15 protein-coding genes and 1 riboswitch are annotated in these 22,646 nt (G+C 34.4%); of the genes, 11 read left to right on the top strand and 4 right to left on the bottom strand.

Annotated features, from left to right (window positions below):
• Window positions 1-30 precede the first annotated feature (30 nt).
• From IP023_RS13340 to IP023_RS13330, 3 genes are read left to right on the top strand one after another with little or no spacing between them, the layout of a single operon-like run.
• On the top strand, window positions 31-3,123 hold the full coding sequence (locus IP023_RS13340) for a SusC/RagA family TonB-linked outer membrane protein (RefSeq protein ID WP_241790892.1): 3,093 nt from the start codon (window positions 31-33) through the stop codon (window positions 3,121-3,123).
• A gap of 5 nt (window positions 3,124-3,128) precedes the next feature.
• Window positions 3,129-4,919, top strand: coding sequence for a RagB/SusD family nutrient uptake outer membrane protein (locus tag IP023_RS13335; RefSeq protein WP_241790891.1), 1,791 nt, complete (start codon window positions 3,129-3,131; stop codon window positions 4,917-4,919).
• A complete protein-coding gene (locus tag IP023_RS13330; protein ID WP_241790890.1) occupies window positions 4,919-6,085 on the top strand; it encodes an FN3 domain-containing metallophosphoesterase family protein in 1,167 nt (388 codons plus the stop codon). The genes IP023_RS13335 and IP023_RS13330 overlap by 1 nt, the downstream gene beginning before the upstream one ends.
• Window positions 6,086-7,041: 956 nt before the next feature.
• On the opposite strand, the gene IP023_RS13325 is transcribed toward IP023_RS13330, so the two are convergent.
• Together IP023_RS13325 and IP023_RS13320 are read right to left on the bottom strand one after the other, a co-directional pair.
• The gene (locus IP023_RS13325) at window positions 7,042-7,911 is read right to left on the bottom strand and encodes an endonuclease/exonuclease/phosphatase family protein (protein WP_241790889.1); all 870 of its coding nucleotides are present in this window, start codon (window positions 7,909-7,911) and stop codon (window positions 7,042-7,044) included.
• Between the two features lie 471 nt (window positions 7,912-8,382).
• The gene (locus IP023_RS13320) at window positions 8,383-8,736 is read right to left on the bottom strand and encodes a DUF3024 domain-containing protein (RefSeq protein WP_241790888.1); all 354 of its coding nucleotides are present in this window, start codon (window positions 8,734-8,736) and stop codon (window positions 8,383-8,385) included.
• Between the two features lie 671 nt (window positions 8,737-9,407).
• Between IP023_RS13320 and IP023_RS13315 the strand changes: the two genes are divergently transcribed.
• The 8 genes from IP023_RS13315 (at window position 9,408) to IP023_RS13280 (ending at window position 21,243) form a co-directional block, all read left to right on the top strand.
• Window positions 9,408-9,797: a hypothetical protein gene (locus IP023_RS13315; RefSeq protein WP_241790887.1), complete on the top strand. Its 390-nt coding sequence runs from the start codon at window positions 9,408-9,410 to the stop codon at window positions 9,795-9,797.
• A 58-nt stretch (window positions 9,798-9,855) separates the two neighbouring features.
• Window positions 9,856-11,082, top strand: coding sequence for a DNA cytosine methyltransferase (dcm, locus tag IP023_RS13310; protein WP_241790886.1), 1,227 nt, complete (start codon window positions 9,856-9,858; stop codon window positions 11,080-11,082).
• On the top strand, window positions 11,079-12,209 hold the full coding sequence (locus IP023_RS13305) for a phospholipase D-like domain-containing protein (protein ID WP_241790885.1): 1,131 nt from the start codon (window positions 11,079-11,081) through the stop codon (window positions 12,207-12,209). The genes dcm and IP023_RS13305 overlap by 4 nt, the downstream gene beginning before the upstream one ends.
• Window positions 12,210-12,343: 134 nt before the next feature.
• Window positions 12,344-12,438: riboswitch (SAM-I-IV-variant riboswitch) on the bottom strand.
• 759 nt (window positions 12,439-13,197) lie between these two features.
• A complete protein-coding gene (locus IP023_RS13300) occupies window positions 13,198-14,415 on the top strand; it encodes a FecR family protein (RefSeq protein ID WP_241790884.1) in 1,218 nt (405 codons plus the stop codon).
• 132 nt (window positions 14,416-14,547) lie between these two features.
• Window positions 14,548-18,039 carry a SusC/RagA family TonB-linked outer membrane protein gene (locus IP023_RS13295; RefSeq protein WP_241790883.1) on the top strand — a complete coding sequence of 1,164 codons (3,492 nt, stop codon included), beginning with the start codon at window positions 14,548-14,550 and terminating at the stop codon, window positions 18,037-18,039.
• Between the two features lie 6 nt (window positions 18,040-18,045).
• Window positions 18,046-19,737 carry a RagB/SusD family nutrient uptake outer membrane protein gene (locus IP023_RS13290; protein WP_241790882.1) on the top strand — a complete coding sequence of 564 codons (1,692 nt, stop codon included), beginning with the start codon at window positions 18,046-18,048 and terminating at the stop codon, window positions 19,735-19,737.
• A complete protein-coding gene (locus IP023_RS13285; protein ID WP_241790881.1) occupies window positions 19,718-20,587 on the top strand; it encodes a hypothetical protein in 870 nt (289 codons plus the stop codon). Before IP023_RS13290 ends, IP023_RS13285 begins: the two co-directional genes overlap by 20 nt.
• Before the next feature lie 179 nt (window positions 20,588-20,766).
• A complete protein-coding gene (locus tag IP023_RS13280; RefSeq protein ID WP_241790880.1) occupies window positions 20,767-21,243 on the top strand; it encodes an RNA polymerase sigma factor in 477 nt (158 codons plus the stop codon).
• 124 nt (window positions 21,244-21,367) lie between these two features.
• Here the strand turns inward: IP023_RS13280 and fic are convergent, their stop codons facing one another.
• Both fic and IP023_RS13270 read right to left on the bottom strand, forming a co-directional pair.
• The gene (gene fic, locus IP023_RS13275; RefSeq protein WP_394801857.1) at window positions 21,368-21,895 is read right to left on the bottom strand and encodes a protein adenylyltransferase Fic; all 528 of its coding nucleotides are present in this window, start codon (window positions 21,893-21,895) and stop codon (window positions 21,368-21,370) included.
• Window positions 21,896-22,140: 245 nt separating this feature from the next.
• Window positions 22,141-22,646 (bottom strand): HNH endonuclease family protein (locus IP023_RS13270; RefSeq protein ID WP_241790878.1); only part of this gene is annotated, 506 nt, incomplete at its 5' end.

Here is a 22,646-nt window from a genome sequence, read left to right as displayed (position 1 = left end):
ATTATAAATTAAATATTATCTCTAACTATTATGAAAAAACTTATTATGAGGTATCTTTTGATGTGGATATTTCTCCAGCTCGGATTAAATACCTTTTCTCAACAAGGTATAGATGTAAATGGAAAAGTTGTGGATGACAATTCTAATGCCATATCTGGTGTTACTATTGATTTGATTCACAAAAAAAACAACAAAAAGTCTACTGTAATCGCTGATGCAAATGGATTATTTAAATTGAATTCCCTGATAGAGGGAGATGCATACTCCATTTATGCCCATCATTTAGGCTATTCAAGTGATTCTATAACGAATTTCGTAGCTTCTAGTACAACGAAAAACACCATTTTATTTAGGTTAAAGTCTAATTCTGACGTAATTGATGAGGTTGTAGTAGTGGGGTATGGAACACAAAAAGCCTCAACCGTTACCGGTTCTATTGTGGATGTTAAAGGAGATGTGCTAGAGCGTGCACCTGTAATGAACTTTACCAACACCCTAGCAGGTAGATTACCAGGATTAGTAGCTACTACGGGTTCTGGAGAACCGGGTAGTGATAATTCCACACTTCGTATTCGGGGTGCAAATACACTAGGTGACAATTCTCCTTTGATTGTGGTTGATGGTATAGCTAATCGGTCTATAGAAAGGATAAATCCACAAGATATTGAAAGTGTAACAGTTCTTAAGGATGCTTCGGCTGCTATTTACGGCTCACAAGCAGCAAATGGTGTTATATTAGTTACGACAAAAAAAGGCCGTTTAGGAAGGCCGCAAGTTACACTGACACATAATCAAGGATGGTCTCAACCTACCATATTACCAAAGGCGGCAGAATCATCTGAATATGCTCAAATGTTAAATGAAATTAGTATTTACGCAGGTCAACAACCTAAATATACTGAGGATGAATTAGAGTTATTTCGTAATGGTTCTGAAATTTGGAAATATCCTAATACTGATTGGTACTCTGAAACATTTAATTCTTTTGCTCCACAACAAAAAACAGCGATTAACATAAATGGAGGGTCAGAATATATTAATTATTACATCTCAGGTGGCTATGATAAACAAGATGCTATCTATAAAAATTCAGGTACCAAATTTAATCAATACAATTTTAGATCAAATTTGAATGGAAAATTAAATGATCATATTAAGTATGGAATAAATACAGCTATGCGCGAATATAACAGGAATTACCCTACTCGTTCTGCATCTGATATTTTTACAATGATACTTCGTGGGAAGCCCAATTTGCATGCATATTGGCCATCAGGTGAAAATGGTCCTGATATTGAATATGGTAATAATCCTGTTGTAATCACTACAAATCAAACAGGGTATGATCGAAATAAAACAATGATGCTTGAATCAAGAGCAAATATCGAAATAAACATACCTTATGTTGATGGCTTAAGTATTTCTGGTAATATTGGTTACGATAGAACAATGAATAATGAGAAACTTTGGCAGACTCCCTGGACATTGTATAATTGGGATGGATATTCCGTTGATAATAATGGGTCGCCTGCTTTAGAAGCTGGTTTAAAGGGCTTTACTGCTCCTCAGCTAAGGCAGGACTTTGATACAAGAAACTTACTTACATTAAATGCTTTAGTCAGATATGAGTATGATTTCGATTTAAAAAATCATTTAAATGTTTTGGTAGGTGTTGAAAAAATTAAAGGGGATAATATGAATTTTTATGCCTCAAGAAGATATTATGTGTCTTCAGCCATAGAAGAATTATTTGCAGGAGGAGATGCGGAAAAGGATAATTCAGGAGCTTCTGCCAGTTTAGCGAGATTAAACTATTTTGGAAGAGTAAATTATGATTATGACGGTAAATATTTATTAGAATTCCTTTGGAGATATGATGGATCATATAAATTTCCAGAAAGTAAAAGATTTGGATTTTTCCCTGGAGTGTCTGCTGGCTGGAGAATTTCCAATGAAAAATTTTGGGGATCATTTAAAACTTATGTAAATGATTTAAAAATACGTGGTTCATGGGGTAAAACAGGAAATGATAGAATTGATGATTATCAATTTATGTCTAGTTATGGATTTTTAACAGGTCTTACGAACACTTATGTATTTAATGGTGCTCAAGAGAATAAGATTTTGAATGAGTTACGTATACCAAATCCAAATGTAACTTGGGAAGTTGCAAATCAATCAAATATTGGTATTGATGCCAAGTTTTTAAATAGTAAGATTAGTTTTACTGCAGAGTATTTTTATAATAAGCGATCTAATATTTTATGGAATAGAAATGCTTCTGTTCCTTCTTCGAGTGGCTTAAGTTTGCCAAGAGAAAATATAGGGGAGGTTTCAAACCAAGGTTTTGAAATACAATTAGGTTATGCTGACAAAATAAATGAGTTTAATTATTCTATCAATGGTAATATAGCTACTAATCGTAATAAAATTATTTTTTGGGATGAAACGCCTGGTGTACCTGAATATCAAAAATCTACGGGAAAGCCTATGAATGCTAATTTGTATTATAATGCTATAGGAATATTTAAAGATGCAAATGCATTAGCAGAATATCCACATTGGGCAGGATCTCGCCCTGGTGATATCATTTTTGAAGACGTTAATAATGATGGAAAAATTGATGGACTAGATAGAGTAAGAGCAAATAAAACAGAATTACCAACATTGACAGCTGGGTTGAATTTAGATTTGTCATATAAGCAGTTCTATACGAGCATTTTCTTTCAGGGAGCTTTTGGAGCGATGCGCAATAGTTATTATGAAATGCAAGGTGAAGTAGGGAATTATTTAAAGCAAAATATAGATGGAAGATGGACACCAGAAAATGTTGATGCTGTAAAACCTAGAATTTGGAATCGATACAATGAATATTGGAGATCAAATCAAAACACCTATTGGCTTGAAAAATCAAACTACGTAAGGTTGAAAAATTTTGAATTTGGTTATACTTTCAATGAGAATTTTAGCAAAAAACTTAAAATTAGCAAGCTTCAAATATTTTTTAGTGGACAAAATTTAATAACATGGACAAAAGTTAATGATTTTGATCCTGAAACAACTTCTGCTACTGCATACCCATTAAATAGAGTTTATAATCTAGGTATTTCTCTAACATTTTAATCATCATGAAAAAAATATTTTTATCCATATTTATAGTAAACTGTCTAGTTTATACTTCCTGTAAGCAAGATTTTTTAAATACCGACCCATCAACTGAATTTTCAGAACTTGCAGTTTGGTCAGATCCTTCTTTAGTAGAAACTTTTATTAATCAAGTCTATTTCAGACTAGATGAGCCGCTTACGGATGGACGTTTTAAGGCTAATATTGTTGACGAAGCACATTACAGAGGTAATGCGAATTCTTTGAATTTTAACAGAAGTATACAATCACCAGATGGATTACTAGGCTGGACAGTATCAAGATATAGATCGTGGGCTGACCTCTACAAGAGTATACGTTTTTGTAATCTATATTTTTCCAAAGTAGACGAGATTCCTTTTAAGGATAATTTGATAGATGGCAAATCGTTGAAAGATAGAATGACGGGAGAAATGCACTTTCTACGTGCCTACAATTATTTTATGTTGGTATCCACGTATGGTGGTGTACCAATCATCGAAGATCCTTATATATTGACTGATGAATTTCTAAAAGAAAGAAGTTCCTTTGAAGACTGTATAAATTTCATAGTCAATGAATTAGACAAGGCAGCTGAATTATTACCGCTAGTTCAGAGCGGTGTGAACGATGGACGCTCCACTAAAGGAGCTGCTCTTGCACTCAAATCAAGGACATTACTCTATGCTGCTAGTGATCTTTACAATACGAATATATTTGCAAGCTATGAAAAACCTGAGTTGATACGTTATACTGATAATAGTAGAACTGAAAGATGGAAACGTGCTAAAGATGCAGCAAAAGCAGTAATCGATCTTGGACAGTATCAGCTTTACAAAGATAACCCAGGAGTTACTGAAAATATACCTCAAAATCTTACAGAGATTTTTCTTAATAAAAAGACTGTGGAGGATATATTTATAAAGTATTTTACAATTCCTATGGGGCAACGTGCAGGTTTATATTCTTCGCCTAATGGTTATCATGGATGGGGTACAAATGCTCCTTTGGGAGATTTAGTAGATGATTTTGAGATGATTAATGGGGATAAGTTTGATTGGTCAAATCCGACTATGTCAGCTAAGCCTTATGAAAATAGAGATCCAAGGTTTTATTCAACTATTTTATTTAATGGAGCATCATGGGGTGTTCGACCGGATGATGCTAAAGGATTAGATTCTGAAAATAAAATCCAAACGGGGAGTTGGGAGCGTTGGAATTCTACAGCGAATAGGATGGAGGTTTTTTATGGAGTCGATACTCGTAAGAGTTCTATTGAGGACTGGAATGGTAGCTATACTGGTTATTATCTTAGAAAATATATTGATCCAAATAACAACGCACAATATGTAAATCAAACGGTGACATGGAGATTCATACGTTATGCAGAAATTCTATTAAATTACGCAGAAGCTTGTATTGAATTAGGGGAGGAAGCAGAGGCAAAGGTTTATCTCAATAAATTAAGAAAAAGAGCGGGAATGCCAGATATTACAGATTTAGGGAATTCATTGAAACAACGTTATCGTAATGAAAGAAGAGTAGAGCTGGCATTTGAGGAACATCGTTTCTTCGATGTGAGAAGATGGGCTATAGGTGAACAGGCATATAATAAGACGACGAAAATTGCAGAGGTAATCTACAAATTGAATCTTGATCAAACTACGGCTACTGTTCCAACTATTCGACATATTAATTTCGAGAATTATGCTTGGCATAATAAATCGTATTTCCTTCCGATACTGAGAGATGAACTTAATAAAAATAGTTTACTTATACAAAACCCTGAATATTAATGAAAAAGATAATTTGTTTATATGTATTGTTGGCCAATTATATATTGATTTCTTATGGTCAAGCGAATTTTAAGATTACTCATCAGCCCTACATTCAAGGACTTACTACTGAATCTGTACATATCCTATGGACTACAGACCAACCAGCTACAGGCTGGGTAGAATTAGCACCCGATGATGGTAGTCATTTTTATGAAAGGGAGCGACCTAAGTTTTTTGCAGCAGCTTATGGTTTCAAAAAGGTAGGTAAACTCCATCAGGTAACATTAAAGAATTTAATTCCTGGTACTCGTTACCGCTACAGGGTGTATAACCAAGAGGTTTTAAAGCACGAGGGGACAGATGTGCTTTATGGAAAAATTATAGCTACAGCAGTATACAAAAAAGAGCCTTTGACATTCAAGACATTGGGCAAACAAAAGAATAGCGAATTTATAGTTATAAATGATATTCATGGTCGCAATGAGGTGCTCAATAAGCTTTTGGATGTTGGAGATGTTAAAAATGTTGATTTTGTGGTATTTAATGGTGATATGGCGAATAGTCTATTGAGTGAGACACAGATGTTTGGAGATTTTATGGATACCGCTATTGCTAGATTTGCAAGTGAGACACCAATGTTTTATGCTAGAGGTAACCATGAAACTAGAGGACCCTTTGCTATTGAATATCCTAGCTATTTTCCTACACCAACTAATAAGTTATATTACCAATTCAACCATGGTAATACGGGGGTAATTGTATTAGACTGTGGCGAGGACAAACCTGATACCGATATTGAATATGCTGGAATTGTGGAAATGGATAACTACCGTACGGAACAGGCAGAATGGTTAAGCCAAGCAGTAGAAAATCTTGAATTTAAAAATGCCAAGTTTAAAATAGTAATTTGTCATATGCCTCCATTTGGTGGTTGGCATGGAGAACTGGATATATTGGATAAGTTTGTGCCAATACTTAATAAGGCAGGAGTACAGATTATGCTTTCTGGACATTTACATAGACATATATTGCAGCAAAAGTTGGATAAGGTCGATTTTCAAATCCTTGTTAATTCCAATAATAATGTGGTTAAAGCAAGTATGACAGACAGCGAAGGTCTGATAAAAGTCCTAGATCAAAAAGGTGTTGTAGTAGAAACTATAAAATTAAAACCTTTAAATTAAGTCCTAGAAAACTATTGTTTTATAACTTCTTTGAGCCGATTATTTTTAGTAATCGGCTCATTTCTTTAATAATTATAATGCTAATAAAATCTAGTAATTGTGAAATTCGTTTAAAATTTATTTCTAGAGTGTTTAATAGAATAGTTAGGATAAGAACCAAAAAAAGCAAATTGCCCAATCTATTTAACATAATATAAATTATAAGACAAATAGATGTTTGTTGTTTTTTGAAGTGCTTGCCATTGTAAATCAGCGATTTATGTATTTATAACTAAACAATTATTGTTTCCGAACAAATATTAGGTTTATTATCAAATGATTATATAAATCACATGTGTCGTAACCTTTTTATAAACAAAAACTACTCTAGATATTCGGTCTTTAAATTTATTGGGCTTAGGCTTATGATTATCAGCTTGCATTTTTTTAAGTCTAGACGCATCAATATATCTTCACTATTATTTACGCAATATAACTTACCAATTAACTCAATTGGCATATTCATGAAGCTACAGTATTAGAATCCCATACACTGACCTTCTAAATAGAATATTCACCATTAACACATCGCTAAGCGTATCTATTTTCAATAAACTACTATTATTACTATATTCGCGATTATATAAACTAAGATTTTAGTTTATATATTGTCAAATCCCCTAAAGCTTTAATAAAGTTTACATCTATTTATTTAATCAAACTGGAATATAAGCGCTTATACGGTAATAATCATAATTCTTGTAAGTAGTAACTGGTTGTTAGGTTTACTCAAAGAAAGATACGCTATTTATAAAGTAGATACTGATGCGCCCCACCCTACTCAACTATTTATCTCGCTAGTTATGAACTATTAAACCTTAAGAGAAATATACTTGCCGGTATAGAAATTATTTTTCACTATTTTAATATAAGAAGATTTATAAGGCTTTATATACAAATACATTCCTTTATCTAAATTAAAAAGTAATAAAACAGGATACTGGAAGATGATCAGAAGGATACCTATTATCTGCATATTGGTCAGAAATTACTTGGTAATTCTTAACCTTAATGTTTTTTGATACCATAATATAATCAATTCTGTTTATAGGCGAGTCTTTAAAATTGCCGCCACCCAAATTGGTATTTAAGGTACCTTTAACACTATTTAAAGATACCTCGAATGAATCATTAAGTATTTTTTTTAAATCAGAAATTTGATCGGTTTCACTTGTAGAATTAAAATCACCAACACAAATTACGGGTTCATTTCCTGCAATATTTTTTATCATTTTAGCAATTAATGCACCCGATTGTTTCTTTGCTTCATGATTTCGCCAATAAAAATGTGCATTAAAGAAAAAGAATACTTTTCCAGTAAGTTTATGTTTGAATTTTACCCAATTACAAATCCTTCTATCAGTGGCATCCCAACCAATACTTGGAATATCTGGTGTCTCACTCAGCCAAAACACACCTGCATCCAAAGGCTCAAATAAATTTCTCTTATAAACTATTGCATTTTGATGATGATCATTCTTACCACCATATGGATAACTCACATAATCATATGTAGACAAATAGTTCTTCACATCAATCATTTGCTTAAACATCCCCTCCTGCGTACCAAAAATATCAAAATCATGCCTTTTAATTAAATCAAACAAAGACTCCTTTCGTTGATTCCATGAATTCCCTGTTTCCAAATCAGAAACTGCATCGTATCTAATATTATAAGTGGCAACTTGAAACTTAGCTTCATTCGACTGAGCATAAGAATGCACAATATTTAATAACAAAAAATTTAAAAGTATTAGGAATGTTTTGTATGCAAATTTTGTTTTCATAAGATAATTCAAAAAAAAAGCCTTATTAAAATTGGTTTATTATAGGTTATAATGGTTTGTTGAAGTTTAAAATAAAAGGTATACTTTTTCGTATTTAGATCAAAATACATTTATCCCAAGAAATAAACAAAATATTTATGATTTTTTTGTACCCTTACCATTTTAAAAGAACTAATAAAAATACCCATAGTTTATTAATTAAAAGTCGTAGATATGATATATATATCCCTTACTTCTTTTAATAGATAGCATTCTACTGTTCGATTCTAAAAATTTTTACTCTTTTACATAAAAAATATAACATTCAGTAATTTTACACGTCTTGAACTTCATACGTACACAGGCACAAAAACACTAAAAATAGTTACAATCACATGCTGCCATCAGCTATATATTATTGGGTAATAACATAGAAAGCTATATCGTCATAATCCCCAAAAATAGCGAAAAATAACGTTTATAGGGAGCTGACTAACCGAAGAAGCAGCCATCCACATCATAATCAATCTCATTGATAAGTGATTGCAAATACGCACTCTCGGATTGCGGCTCATATGATTGCCATTTACCTGATCCACGCATCCAATATAATTTCCACATTTTAGAAGACTTCACAAAACGAAGCTTGGCAAATGGTAACTCTAATAAATGTGAAGGATCATTCCATTGTGGTCTAATCTCAAAAAATATAGCCGTTTGACCATCCCAAGAATAACCAAAATCCAATTGCGCCCGTACACTTTCTTCCTTTGGTCGTCGCGCTTCCACAAAGCTTCTTAATTGTATTTCTACCATCGAAATGGTTTCTATCGTATTTGTCATCATGCTATATAAAAAATCTAAATCCCTTTATTAAAATATAATATTTTGCGGGTAGATACTTTTTTGTAACAGTACTGAATAACGCTATAAAATGTGCTATCCAACTTGAATACTATTGAATATATCATTTTCCTTCATAAAAGAAAATAAAAATATCTTGACTCAATTTGTACTATTCATATAACTACCAATCAATTGTAAAAATATAATTAAGCTAATCATCTCCTCCGTTTACATGTATCCAGCCTACGAACTACAGGTTAGCTAATTTCGAACTACAGGTTAGCTAATTTTTTGAAGTTCTAAGGATAAAGATCCTTTAAGTTTTGTGGTTTATGGAGATTATATTTTCAATGGTATATTTTATCCATTGAAATGGATTAACCTCATGCTTTTGGCATGATAGCAAAGATAGCTATAAGCATCAACAATACTACTATTTTCGCCGGTAGATAGGATTTATAACTTTTGCTCTAAAGTCCATTTTTTGTACTTCATAATATCAAATGTATTAATTTGAAATATAAAATTTCACTCCGAACTTATTGGGGGCTAAATTAAGGTTTGGTTGAACTTCTACAGTATTCAAAAATTAAAGTTAAAATGTATAAATAAAATAATATATTGGTTTAAATCATTTAATTTAAAATGTTTTAAATACAAATAATATATATATGCCAAATACAGGAGATTCATTTATTACTATATTAAAGCAAGCTCATTTGCAATGGGGTTCACACAGACATACTAATTCGAGAGGAATTCTATTTGGTGAAGGATATTTACAAATTCCAGCATCTATTGCACGAAGACAAAATATAACAAACAGTAATTCAACTAATACTAATGTATATTTATGTTCAAGTACTGATGGATTTTTAAATAACGTAAATTTAAAAGCTACTGGATGTAGCCACGCAGGTTCTATACACGCAAAACAATTCCACGGCTCAGGTAATTTACAACTTTTAGGACATTGGTTTAATCATATAAATGCCCAAATTGGAGATCAAATTCGAATAGATTTTATTACTCCAACTGAAATTTTACTTACAAAAATTTAAAAGTGTTCTAAACACTTTTTTCGTATCTTGCCTCATATAAAAAATAAAGGGAAAAAGCATGTTGGTAGAAGAGAAAATAAGCATTGAAGAATTTGACAATAAAAGTTATCAGGTTAAGCTTGTTGAACCTTTAGAAGAAGAAAAAGCCGTTTTAACTCATTATCTCCATAATATAGATAATGGAATTTCAAAATATTATAAAGATGAAGCTTTAAATATTCTGAAAAATTACGTAGAATACAAAAACGAAAATGAAATCGCTGTTGTAGAAGAAGAAGCTTTACAACAACTTTTATACGAGGTTGAAAATGTTCCATTTCCAACTCCGGAAAATTACACATTCAAATTTATAGACCTATTTGCTGGAATTGGTGGTTTTAGAATCGCTATGCAAAATATCGGTGGCAAATGTGCTTATACAAGCGAATGGAATAAAGATGCTCAAAAAACATATCGAGCAAATTTTGGAGAAGTACCATTTGGTGATATTACCAAGGAAAGTGTGAAAAATTATATTCCAAAAGAATTTGACATTTTATGTGCTGGTTTTCCTTGTCAAGCATTTTCGATTGCAGGACATAGAAAAGGATTTTCAGACACAAGGGGTACTCTATTTTTTGATTTAGAACAAATAATAGAAAAACACAAACCAAAAGTTGTTTTTTTAGAAAATGTAAAAAATTTAGTTTCTCATGATAACGGAAAAACATTCAAAGTAATTCTTGAAATTTTAGAAGATAAACTGGGCTATAAAGTGTTTCACAAAGTTTTGAATACAATGACTCACGCAAATGTTCCGCAAAATAGAGAAAGAATTTTTGTAGTTGCATTTGACCCAAATAAAGTTCCTAATTATGTCAATTTCCAATTTCCAGAGGAAATAGAATTGACAAAAACAATTCACGATATACTAGATAAAGAGAAACAAGAAGATAAATATTATTATCCTGAAACTCATCAATATTACCCTGAACTTGTTAAAACTATGACAAGTAAAAACACTGTTTACCAATGGCGTAGAGTTTATGTGAGAGAAAATAAAAGTAATGTTTGTCCAACATTAACAGCAAATATGGGAGCAGGTGGACACAATGTACCTTTAATTAAAGACGATTTTGGAATTAGAAAATTAACTCCAAAAGAGTGCTTTGCTTTTCAAGGTTATCCAATGGATAAATATATCTTACCTCCTATTGCAAATAGTAAACTTTATATGCAAGCAGGTAATTCTGTAACAACACCATTAATTGAAAGAATTAGTAACGAAATTATAAAAGTATTGTGAAATCATTTGCTGAAATAGATTTAGAAAATAAAGGTAATTATTTGAAACTGCTTTCAGCAGTTTCAAAACTTTCAGGACTTTTCAGCGAAAGCGCAATCCCTTTTATTAATTATCGTGTAGCAGAAAATATTTTCTGTAAAAGTTTTGACGCTGGTAATCTTTCTCGATCAGATACTGCATTCGATGCTAACTATAATTCTATCGGTGTAGGTTTAAAAACATTCGTTTGCACCTCAAATAATAGTACCGAAAAAGTTGCTGAATTTAATTCGCTTTCTAGAGTTTTAGCTGATTATCAGGGAAATGATTTGGCTAATAAATTAGCTGAATTTAGAAATGAAAGAATTGATTTAGCAAATCGTCTTTATAATATTAAAAGTTCTCTATATCATATTGTAGCAAGAAAAGACAGCGAACTTGTTTTATTTGAAACAGACTACGACAAAATTGACATTGCTAATATTCACGCTGTAAAGCAAAATAGTGCAAGTTTACAATTTGAAGATGGGAAAAACTATTATAGTTTTAACTATTCAAAAAGTACGCTTTTTAGAAAGTTTTTTATTCCTGATACCGCTTTTAAACTTCCAATTGAAATTTTAGAAGACCCTTATACTCTACTATTAGAGTTATTTGAGGATAAAGCATTAAAACCTGCGAAGGACAAGTTAGTTCGTGGCGCAAATTATGTCATTTTACCACTTTACGGATTTAAGAAAAAAGAAAAATTTGTCTTTAAAAAAAGTGGTTTAAATCAATGGAATGCAGGAGGAAGAAAAAGAGATTTTGGAGAAGTTTACATTCCTATTCCTGCTGAAATTCACAAGCTATTTCCTAATTTCTTTCCAGAAAGAGACGAGTTATTTGAATTGAAAATCCCAACAGGAGAAATTTTTTCTGCTAAAGTTTGTCAAGACAATTCAAAAGCGTTAATGACAAATCCAAATAAGGCTCTTTCTGATTGGCTGTTACGCAAAGTTTTTCAAGTCCAAGAAGGAGAACTTTTGACAATCGAAAAAATGAATGAGCTTGGATTTGACAGCATTATAATCTGCAAAGATGAGAACGGAAATTACCAAATTGACAAAGCAAAACTTGATAGTTACGAGCAATTTATCTTGAAATAACCCACCAAAATCCGCGTTGATGCGAAATTCATTTTCAGCTACCAAGTTTTTATCAATCCCTTCAATGAAGGTTAGTAATAAAATAGGTATATGCCAAGATTTCCTATAGTTTGTATTTGCGCGCTTTAATAAGGGAGAGACCAAATATTTGACTGAACAGCCCGCATCGCTTGACCACCGTGGTTGGTTGAACTCGGTTGGTGTACTTCATGTACTCTTGATGATTGAATTATAAGTTGAAGATAAAAATAATTTCTAAGAATACTATGGATAACTATTATCTCTTAACAAAACACTTTCCGTCAGCAGGCTACTGCCAGTTGCAAATGGCTTTCACTACTCCTATCGGCTGCGCAAATACCATGCTGGATCCCATATGATTACAGCCTGTCTAAAGTGCCATAGATCCGTGAAATCATTGACTATTTATAGTGTTTAATTTCCTATTATACAAGCATTTTTACGTAGCGTTGTATAACAATGCCAACCACTATATATTGCTACGGCATAACAGATAGCCTGGTTAATACAAGTCAATTTTTTTTCATGCTGCTATTGCGGAACCTTTTGACGATAACTTAGTATTCAGGCTTATTAAAGCCCAGCCTAATTCGATATCGTTCTATACATCCTACCTAGGAAAGGAAGATTTATCCAAAGAGTTAACATTCCAATCTCTTAGGCCCAATACCGTCAATATATATCTTATTTTTCCATCTATGCTATCCAATCGCGCTGTTGCAAAGTACCCTCAATTAGAGACGTTTTTATCATGGTAAACCCGATATGGCACACCGTTAGATAATACAAGATGCTATAGCTTCACACTTATAAGCAACTACATCGCGATCCAATTTCACCAGATAATGTCGATCATCAGAAGAATAATTTACAAGCCCTATTATTCTTATCAATTTAAAAAAAAATAATTTTTCTGCTAAGGTTATTTTAAAATAATCGTTTATACAAAATAACCATTATAAACGACATGTCGACATCTTCCGAATTAGCAGTATTGCTAAAAAAATATATTGAGGGATCAATCCTTCCTGCTGAACAACAAGAGTTAGAAAACTGCATGGCACACGATACCAAACTTCGTGAGTATGTCGAACAATTGTTGCAGGATGATACTCTTATACATGAATATGAGGATTGGTTAGTTACACGAAAAGTGATGGATGATGAGATGCTACAAAGTATCAAAAATCAAACCTTCAGACGTATACATCAAAACATTGAAGAGCCTCCTAAAGAAGAAAAACTTCCATCAAAACATGTTACTTTTCGTTGGCTACGAATTGCCGTAATCTCCACAGCAGCTATTTGTCTATTGGCAGGGATAAGGTTCGTGTATGAGCAATCTGATACCGAAAATAACCTTATTAGCAGTACATTGGATCTAGCTCCTGCTACAAACAAGACAACATTAACCTTATCGAATGGTGAAAAGGTAGAGCTTCGCAACGATCAACAAGGTATAATGCTTGGCAAAGGCATAAAATACACCGATGGTACAGCAGTTACTGACCTTGATGCAAAAGAGCTCAGCGGGTACAACGCTACAATTCATGTGCCCAAAGGCAGCACCTACAGTGTTGTATTGGCAGACGGAAGCCGAGTGATGCTTAATGCCATGTCAACACTAACCTATCCACTAACATTTGATCAAAATTCTCGAGAAGTTACACTTTCTGGGGAAGGATATTTTGAAATAGTAAAAAAGATGAAAGCGGGGAAAAGAGTTCCTTTTATTGTCCATACTGCCGAACAGCAAGTAAGTGTGACGGGCACGCAATTTAATATTCGAGCTTATGCAGATGAAAAATCAACCATAAGTACCCTAGTAGAAGGGGGAATTACCGTTAGCCATGGGCAACAGCAAGTTCATTTACAACCGAATGAACAGGCGAGTACATCTTCGGGTAATATTCACAAACAAGTGGTCGATGCGAATGCCTACATCGCCTGGACCAAAGATAAATTTCTGTTTCACGAAACAGAACTCGTTGAAGTATTAGCTAACATCAGCCGCTGGTATGATGTAGAAATTCATGACCTAAGTAATCGGGAGGACATGCATTTTTATGGTGAAATAGCACGCAACAAAAAACTAAGTGAGGTCTTGCGCTTGTTGGAAAAAAGTGGGGTAAAATTCCAAATTAAAAAGCAACATAAACAACACCACCTATATGTAATTAAATAAACAAATTATGATACATGAAATGGAAACAAACTATGGTCGGCAAATTCTTTGAAACAGAACCGATAACTACAAATGGCAGAGTAAGCGCTGCAAAATCACTAAACAAGATAAACCACAAATTGAGAACCCAACATGATGACACCTATTACTCAGAAATTTAAGTATAAAGGTTTTTACGAATCTTTATCGACTTGGATGCTGCCTGTTAAGATGACCATAATGTTCACCTTACTGTGCTACTTTCAGGTATCAGCTTTCCATGGATATGCACAAAATATCACTATAAGAGCCAAAAATACCCCGCTCATCAAAGTGATGCAATCCATCCAGGCACAACAGGGTATTCCATTTTTGCTCAATGGGAAAGATATTTCTCAAACCATCCTAAGTGCAGAAATTGTAAATACACCACTAGATAAAGCGCTAGATAAACTGCTAACACCAAAATCCATCGACTGGGAAATGGTTGATGGCACTTTAATCCTAAAAAAAGCATCAACAAAAAATCTAGATAATAACACCAAAAACACTAATATAGCACAGCAAACTCGGACCCTACAGGGACGTGTTATAGACCAACAAGGCAATCCCATTGCAGGCGCTAGCATCGTAATAGACGGCACAACGGCAAGTGCTATCTCTGATAATCAGGGTAACTTTAGTATTGGAGTTTCGAAAACGCCAGCACGACTACAAGTACGCTATATTGGTTATAAAAGTGCAGAATTGACCATCACCAATCAAACTACTGTACAAATCACATTAGCCCAAGCAAACGATAGTATGGAAGAAGTTGTCGTAGTGGGTTACGGTACATTAAAGAAGAAATTGACCACCGGCTCTAGTATTCAAGTAAAAGGCGATAATCTGACCAAACTCAGTACACCCAATATTCTCGAAAGTTTGCAAAGTCAGGCTCCAGGAGTACAAATCACACAAAATTCGGGTATGCCAGGAGAAAGCTTTAAAGTAACTATCCGTGGCTTGGGTACTATTGGCAACTCCTCACCTCTTTATGTCATTGACGGTATACCAGGAGGAAGTATAGATATGCTAAATCCATCGGATATTGAAAGTATTGATATACTCAAAGATGCAGCTTCAGCGGCAATCTATGGATCACGCGCCGCAAACGGGGTAGTACTCGTTACCACCAAACAAGGTAAATCTGGTCGCACACAAGTACATATAGATAATTATGTAGGTTTTCAAAATGCTTACAAACTACCTTCGCTCTTAACGGCCAAAGAATACATGATTATTCAAGATGAGCGTCGATTCAATGAAGGTACTGCAGCTTACGATTGGGCGACTCTTATTCCAAAACAATACCAACAAATTCAAGATGGAACATGGAATGGTACAAACTGGTTAAAAGAAATTAGCAATGAAAATGCCGTTTTACAAAATTTATCGCTTAATTTAATGGGAGGCAACGAGCAATCAAAATTTTCGATGGGCTACTCATTAACCAATCGTAATGGAATAATGGGCGCTCCAGTAGACCCTGATTTTCAACGCCATACCGCTCGTATCAATTCAGAGCATGTATTGTATAAAAATGACAATTTTGATATAATCAAATTTGGTGAAAATGTAAACTATGCATACAGTAACCGCTCGGGTATAGGTATTGGAAATATTTATTGGAATGACGTTCACAATATGTTGGTGGGCAATCCTCTGCTTCCTATTTACGACAGTGAAGGGAATTTTTATGATCAATTGGACAAAGTTGCTGACGCATGGACATTAGATGGGGCAACGGCGAATCCTGCAGCCGAAATGTATTACAGACGTGGACAGAATCTTTCAAAAAGTCACAACCTTTCGGCCAATGCCTATTTGGAGATACAGCCTATTGAAGGTTTAAAATGGCGCACAAATTTTGGCTACCGCATGAGCGCATCTTCTTACCGTCAATATACACCTACCTATCAACTTTCCACAACACTTACCAATCCTATCGACGATATTTCGCAAAGTCAAAGCTTAGGATACAACTGGGTATTGGAAAACACATTGAGCTATGGCTTTCAACCCATAAACGAACAGCAGCTTGATTTAGTCATCGGACAATCTATAGAAAAAGGAGGTTTAGGTGAAGGCTTGAATGTAACTACAGCCAATTCTTCATTTCCAGGACAATGGGACAAAGCTTTTATTGGGAATGGCCAAGGTTATGAAAACTTTATTCCAGCAGTAGGTGGCATACAGTGGCCCTCGGGCAGATTATCATCTTTCTTTGGTCGCGCAAATTATAATGTAAAAGAAACGTATATGGCTTCCTTTACCTTACGTGCGGACGGTTCTTCGAACTTTGCACGGGGCAACCGTTGGGGCTATTTCCCTTCTGCATCTGCGGGATGGATTCTTACGAATGAGTCGTTCTTAAGAGATAATAACGCAATTGATTTCTTCAAGTTAAGAGCTTCATGGGGACAGAATGGTAATGCCAGCATCAACCCATTCCAATACTTAGCAACAATTGCCATCGACCCAAAAAATGGTTATTACTTTGGTGACAACAAATCTTCTTTAAATCGTGGCGCTTACCCTGATATTCTACCTAACCCAGATATTACTTGGGAGACATCAGAGCAAATTAACATAGGTTTTGATGCACGATTTGTAAAGAATAAACTAAATGTAGTATTTGATTGGTACAAGAAAACCACCAAAGATTGGTTAGTTCAAGCTCCTGTACTAGCGATATATGGTACAAGTGCTCCTTATATCAATGGTGGAGATGTCGAAAATAAGGGGATTGAATTTGGTTTGAATTGGAATGATAATGCTGGCGAATTTAGCTACGGTTTAGGGATAAATGGTGCTTTTAATAAAAACAAAGTGCTCCGAATCGCAAATACTGAAGGAATTATTCATGGTGCACCAGATGTCTTGAGTCAGTCTACTAAAGAAATGTATCGTGCTCAAGTAAATTACCCAATAGGCTATTTTTATGGCTTTCAGACTTCAGGGATCTTCCAAAACCAGCAACAAATCGATGAGCTTCGTGCACAAGGACATGGTGTATTGTCTACATCACAACCTGGAGATGTGATTTTTGTAGATTATAATGGGGACGGACAGATTACAGATTTAGACAAAACTCTAATCGGTAATCCACATCCTGATTTTAGTGGTGGGATGAATTTCAATTTCGGTTACAAAGGTTTTGATTTAAATATTACCGCTATAGGTTCTTTTGGTCATCAAATTGCAAAGTCATACAGATCGTTTGCAGATAGTCCATTACAAAATTATACAACCGAAATTTTCCAACGTTGGCATGGCGAAGGGACAAGTAATCGTTACCCAAGATTAACCAATGGTGCACATCCCAATACCTTAAATATTTCCGACATCTATATAGAAGATGGTGATTTTGTGAAGATTCAAAATATTACGCTTGGTTATGACTTCAAGCGTTTATGGAACAAAGCTCCATTTGCACAAGCAAGATTCTATGCAACAGTTCAGAACTTAGTTACATTCACTAATTACAGTGGTATGGATCCTGAAATTGGATATGGAAATGACAACTCTTGGGTGTCTGGAATTGATCTTGGTTTCTATCCGCAACCACGTACGCTGATGTTTGGTCTTAACCTTAAATTTTAAAGAGTAATGAAAAAAGCATTTATACTTATGTTATTAGCAGGAAGCCTTAGCGCTTGCGATAACTTTTTAGATACAGAAAGTTTTGATAAAAAGAACACAGGAAATTTCCCTGTAACAGTAGCCGATGCACAAGTTATGCTCACGGGGGTATACAATAGCTTGAATGCAGCGGTAACGAATGTGCAGCACTCCCATTTTTACATGGCAGAACTCGCTTCGGATGATAGATTTGGTGGCGGTGGCGAGAATGATCGCGATATGCAAGGTCTTGACCACTTAATGAACACACAGCCAGATCGTTTTCTTACATTTTGGACAGCACGCTATCAAGGGATTTTTCGGGCAAATACAGCATTAGAAACCTTAAATCAAGTAACAGGTTGGAATACGGAAGCCGAATTTAATCAAACTTTAGGCGAAGTACATTTCTTACGTGCACTATACTATTTCGAGTTATCCCAAATGTTTGGGGAAGTCCCCTTAGTGACGAGTTCTACCGTTTCAAATGTGCCAAAAGCACCTACTGAGGAAACCTATGCTGTCATAGCACAAGATCTTAAAACAGCAATAGAGATAATGCCGAACTCAGCCTACAACACAGTGGTTTCTGGTCATGCAACACGCTGGGCTGCACAAGCCTTGATGGCACGTGTATTTTTATTTTACACGGGCTACTACAATAAAACAGAATTGCCATTAACTGATGGAGGAAGCGTGAGCAAAGCTCAAGTCATACAATGGTTAGAAGATTGTATTGCCAATAGTGGACATGGACTTATTGATGATTTTCGTAATCTTTGGCCATATTCAAACAAATTTACCAAGACTGACTATCCTTATGCGACGAATAATAATTTACAGTATGCAGGTGAAGGACATAAAGAAACAGTGTTTGCTGTGAAATTTGGAACTTTAGCAGATTGGGGTGATACCTACATCTTAGGCTATACAAATCAACTAAACTTACATTTTGGCCTAAGGTCAAACAATGGTCAAGCCAATACTTTCCCCTTTGGACAAGGCTGGGGAGCTGGACCCGTTAATTCAAAACTATGGAATGATTGGCGTGCTGCAGAGCCTAATGACGTACGTCGTGAAGGATCAATTATCAATGCAGACAATGATTTAGCAGGATACATCTATGGTGCGGATAGTCAAATGGAAGAAACTGGATTTTGGCAGAAAAAATATATTGCCATCACAGCCTATGATAATGGCGCTCTTATCCCCTCTTACGCTATTTTAGCAGATGGAGCACAAGCTGATTACCAACTCGCACATACCCAAGATATGGTGTTAATACGTTTTGCGGACGTCTTATTAATGCACGCCGAGTTAAGTGAAACTGCCAGCAATCTTAATCGTGTTCGCGCACGTGTTAATTTGCCCGCAATCAATTATTCTTTAGCTGCGCTGAAACTCGAACGTCGTTGGGAATTAGCATTTGAAGGATTACGCTATTTTGACTTAATGCGTTGGCAGGATGCAGCCGATGCTTTAGCAAGTCAAGAAGGTATTGAAATAAAAAACAAAAATGTGGACACTCAGATGAAAGGTTTTGGTGGTGGATATAGAGCAAGATTTGAAGCTACTGGCGGGTTCTGGCCAATTCCGACTTCACAAATTGCACTTTCAAATGGTGTTTTAACACAAAATAAAGGATGGGGCGAAAACACTCATGAATACACTGGATGGTAATTTAAAATTTGAAAACATGAAAAATCGTACAATATATTATCTCTATAGTTTACTCGCACTATTTGTGCTGGCATGTGATCCAATTGAAGACCGTATGGACATAGGATCGGCAATTACAGCTGAGGAACTAAAAATCAGTGCTACGCCTCTTATTGTGAATGGTAAAAAGAGTAATAAAGTTGTTTTGATAAACAATAGCCCTGTCCTATCATCTTGGAATTTCGGTATAGGTGTGACACAAAAAATGACTGATACCGTACTAATGGTTGCTACTGGACAGAATGAAATAGTATTTACAGGACTTAATGCAAATGGCACAACTATTACAAAAACTTTATCGGTAGACATCGATGAACTAACCTATGAAGTACCTTTGGAATGGGGTTTTCTGACAGGTGGATCCGAAAAAACTTGGGTTTGGGACACTGACAAGCCTGCTGTCTGGGGAAATGGTGGATATAAAGGAAATGTAGCTCCATCATGGTGGACATTACAAGAATCTGATATGAATGGCCAAGCAGCTAACGAAGGTGTAGGGGCTAAAATGATTTTCCATCTAAAAAATGCGGAGTTGCATAAAGTCAAATCTAACGGTACTATTGAAAAGGGATCGTACAAATTCGAAATGGATAAACAGATACTTCTTGATGATGGAACAGTGTGGGCCAAAGGTAAACTTACGACTAAGGGTGTTACGGTACTTTCTGGAAAATCTCCTGACGAAGGCGGAATTGCAGTATATGAATATGATATTCTAGTACTTAATGGTACTGAGCTAATGCTTTCCTATGCTCCTCCTGGAACTGGAGCTTGGGGTACAGCCTATTTTTGGGCGTTTAAATCACAATAGTGAAGTATTCAATTTATATATTTTGGGCGTATTAACTCTTGTTGATACGCCCATTTATATAAAAAAATAATCCCGTCTGTGGTCACAAAACAACAAAAATTCCAAAATAATTAGCATAAATAATTTGCGTAAATATATGATTAACAGTATATTTACTATAGCCCATTTAAAACCTACTTATGATAAAAATAGAAAAACATTTGGCTAATCTCAGGTTAGGTAACGAATCTGCGCTATCTTATTTTATGGATTTATATAGTCATAATCTTCATTTTTTCGCCTATAAACTTGTTCGTGATAAAGATGCTATCCCCGAAATAATTTCTGAATCATTTGTTAAGCTTTGGAAAAATCGCACACAGTTTTACAGCATAGAAGAATTGAAAAGTTTTCTATACATTGTTGTTCGTAACAGTTGTTTAGATCAGGCAAAGAAAGTTCGTGAGCGATATCCTCATGGACAAATAGAAGAAGCCTTTTTCTTAACAAACCCAGAGAATGATATTTTAACAAAAATAATCCATACTGAACTCATTACGCTTATTGGTGAAGCATTGGAAAAACTACCTAAACAACAAGCTGAAATCTTTCGCCTTACCATTCTAGAAGGTAAGACAACTGCTGAAGTGTGTGAAGAATTGCAAACAACAGCATAGCACCAACAGAAGCTCCACTTCTTAAAATTTGCTTAGAAAGAATACGATCATTTTTATGTTCTGTTAAATATTGAAATCATTTTTATTCTTAATATTGTTTTCCTTCATAACAAACCAGTAAAAACTATTTTTCTTCGTAGTAATAAGAATAGTCGATTCCTTTCCTAAACATCTCTCGGCTATGGATATGCTCAGTCAACGCAGTTTTTATTGCTTCCTTAAGCACTTGACTATTAAGCACACTATTGATCATCGCTTGGTGATAATCATTTTTGGCTATTTTACTCCAATCCACACTTTTCTTTAATGAGCGCTTGAGCATCAGATGCAACCAAATACGTGTACATCGGCCATTTCCTTCCATAAAGGGATGTGCAATGTTCATTACGACATATTTGTCTATAATCTCATCAAAAGTAAAATCTGGCATAGCCTCAATATCTTTCAACGTATTGGGTAAAAATTGCGCCATAGCAAATTGAAATCCTCCTTTTGCAATATTCTTACGGCGTATCTGTCCAGCAAAATCATACAAGCCACCAAACAAATACGCATGGATCTGTTGCAAGCCTTTAACAGTACCGACTTCTATGCTATCGATAAATGAACTTTGGAACAGCGCATACGCTTTCGTCTTACTTTTGCCGTCAATGGTTTTATCACTATAGGTAAACTACTCTATAAAACGATTGGCTTTATGTAATTTCACTAATATGTAGTTTTAACCAGATTTAAATACTTACTTCCCGATACAAAAAGTATTAATAGCTAATTTTCAACATCTTACTTAAAAATAAATACAAATAAAATTCAAATTTCAGACGATTTATTATCCAATAAGTCGTCCTATTCGATAAGTTCTATATTATACTCTTCTGAGTATTCGTAAGACATTATTTATTTGGTTTTTAATTTATTAATATACTTTTCAAGTAGAACAATCATTTCATTTTTATGTTCTTGAGCTAATTTCCAATTCCAATCTCCATTTTTAAAGATTAAATCAGATTTCAAGGAATCTATTTCTGTTTTAGAATCATATTTTCCCTTCTTTTGCTTATATGGCATATTACTATATTCCGAATTCATACCAGGTGATATCAGTACCAGATTTCCAAAATCATCAATGGGATGTTGTTCATTTAAATTACAATCAGTTAATTCTTCTTCTGACAAGTAATGAATATGTTTATTTTCTTCCTTTTGATGCTGAGGAAATATATGTTCAACAGAATTTTTAGCAATTAATCGAAACTTATTCCATTTTTCAAGATTTAAGCCCTTTTCTTCACAAATCCCCACTCTATCTTTCCATAAAATATATTCCAATTTATAAAAAATATAGTTCGGATATCCAGTGCCTAAACATTTATTCAAATACGATTTAGAATCCACTAAACATT

The sequence above is a fragment of the Sphingobacterium rhinopitheci genome (assembly GCF_022627575.1).
Lineage (GTDB): Bacteria > Bacteroidota > Bacteroidia > Sphingobacteriales > Sphingobacteriaceae > Sphingobacterium > Sphingobacterium rhinopitheci.
This window is presented reverse-complemented; position numbering and strand designations above follow the sequence as displayed.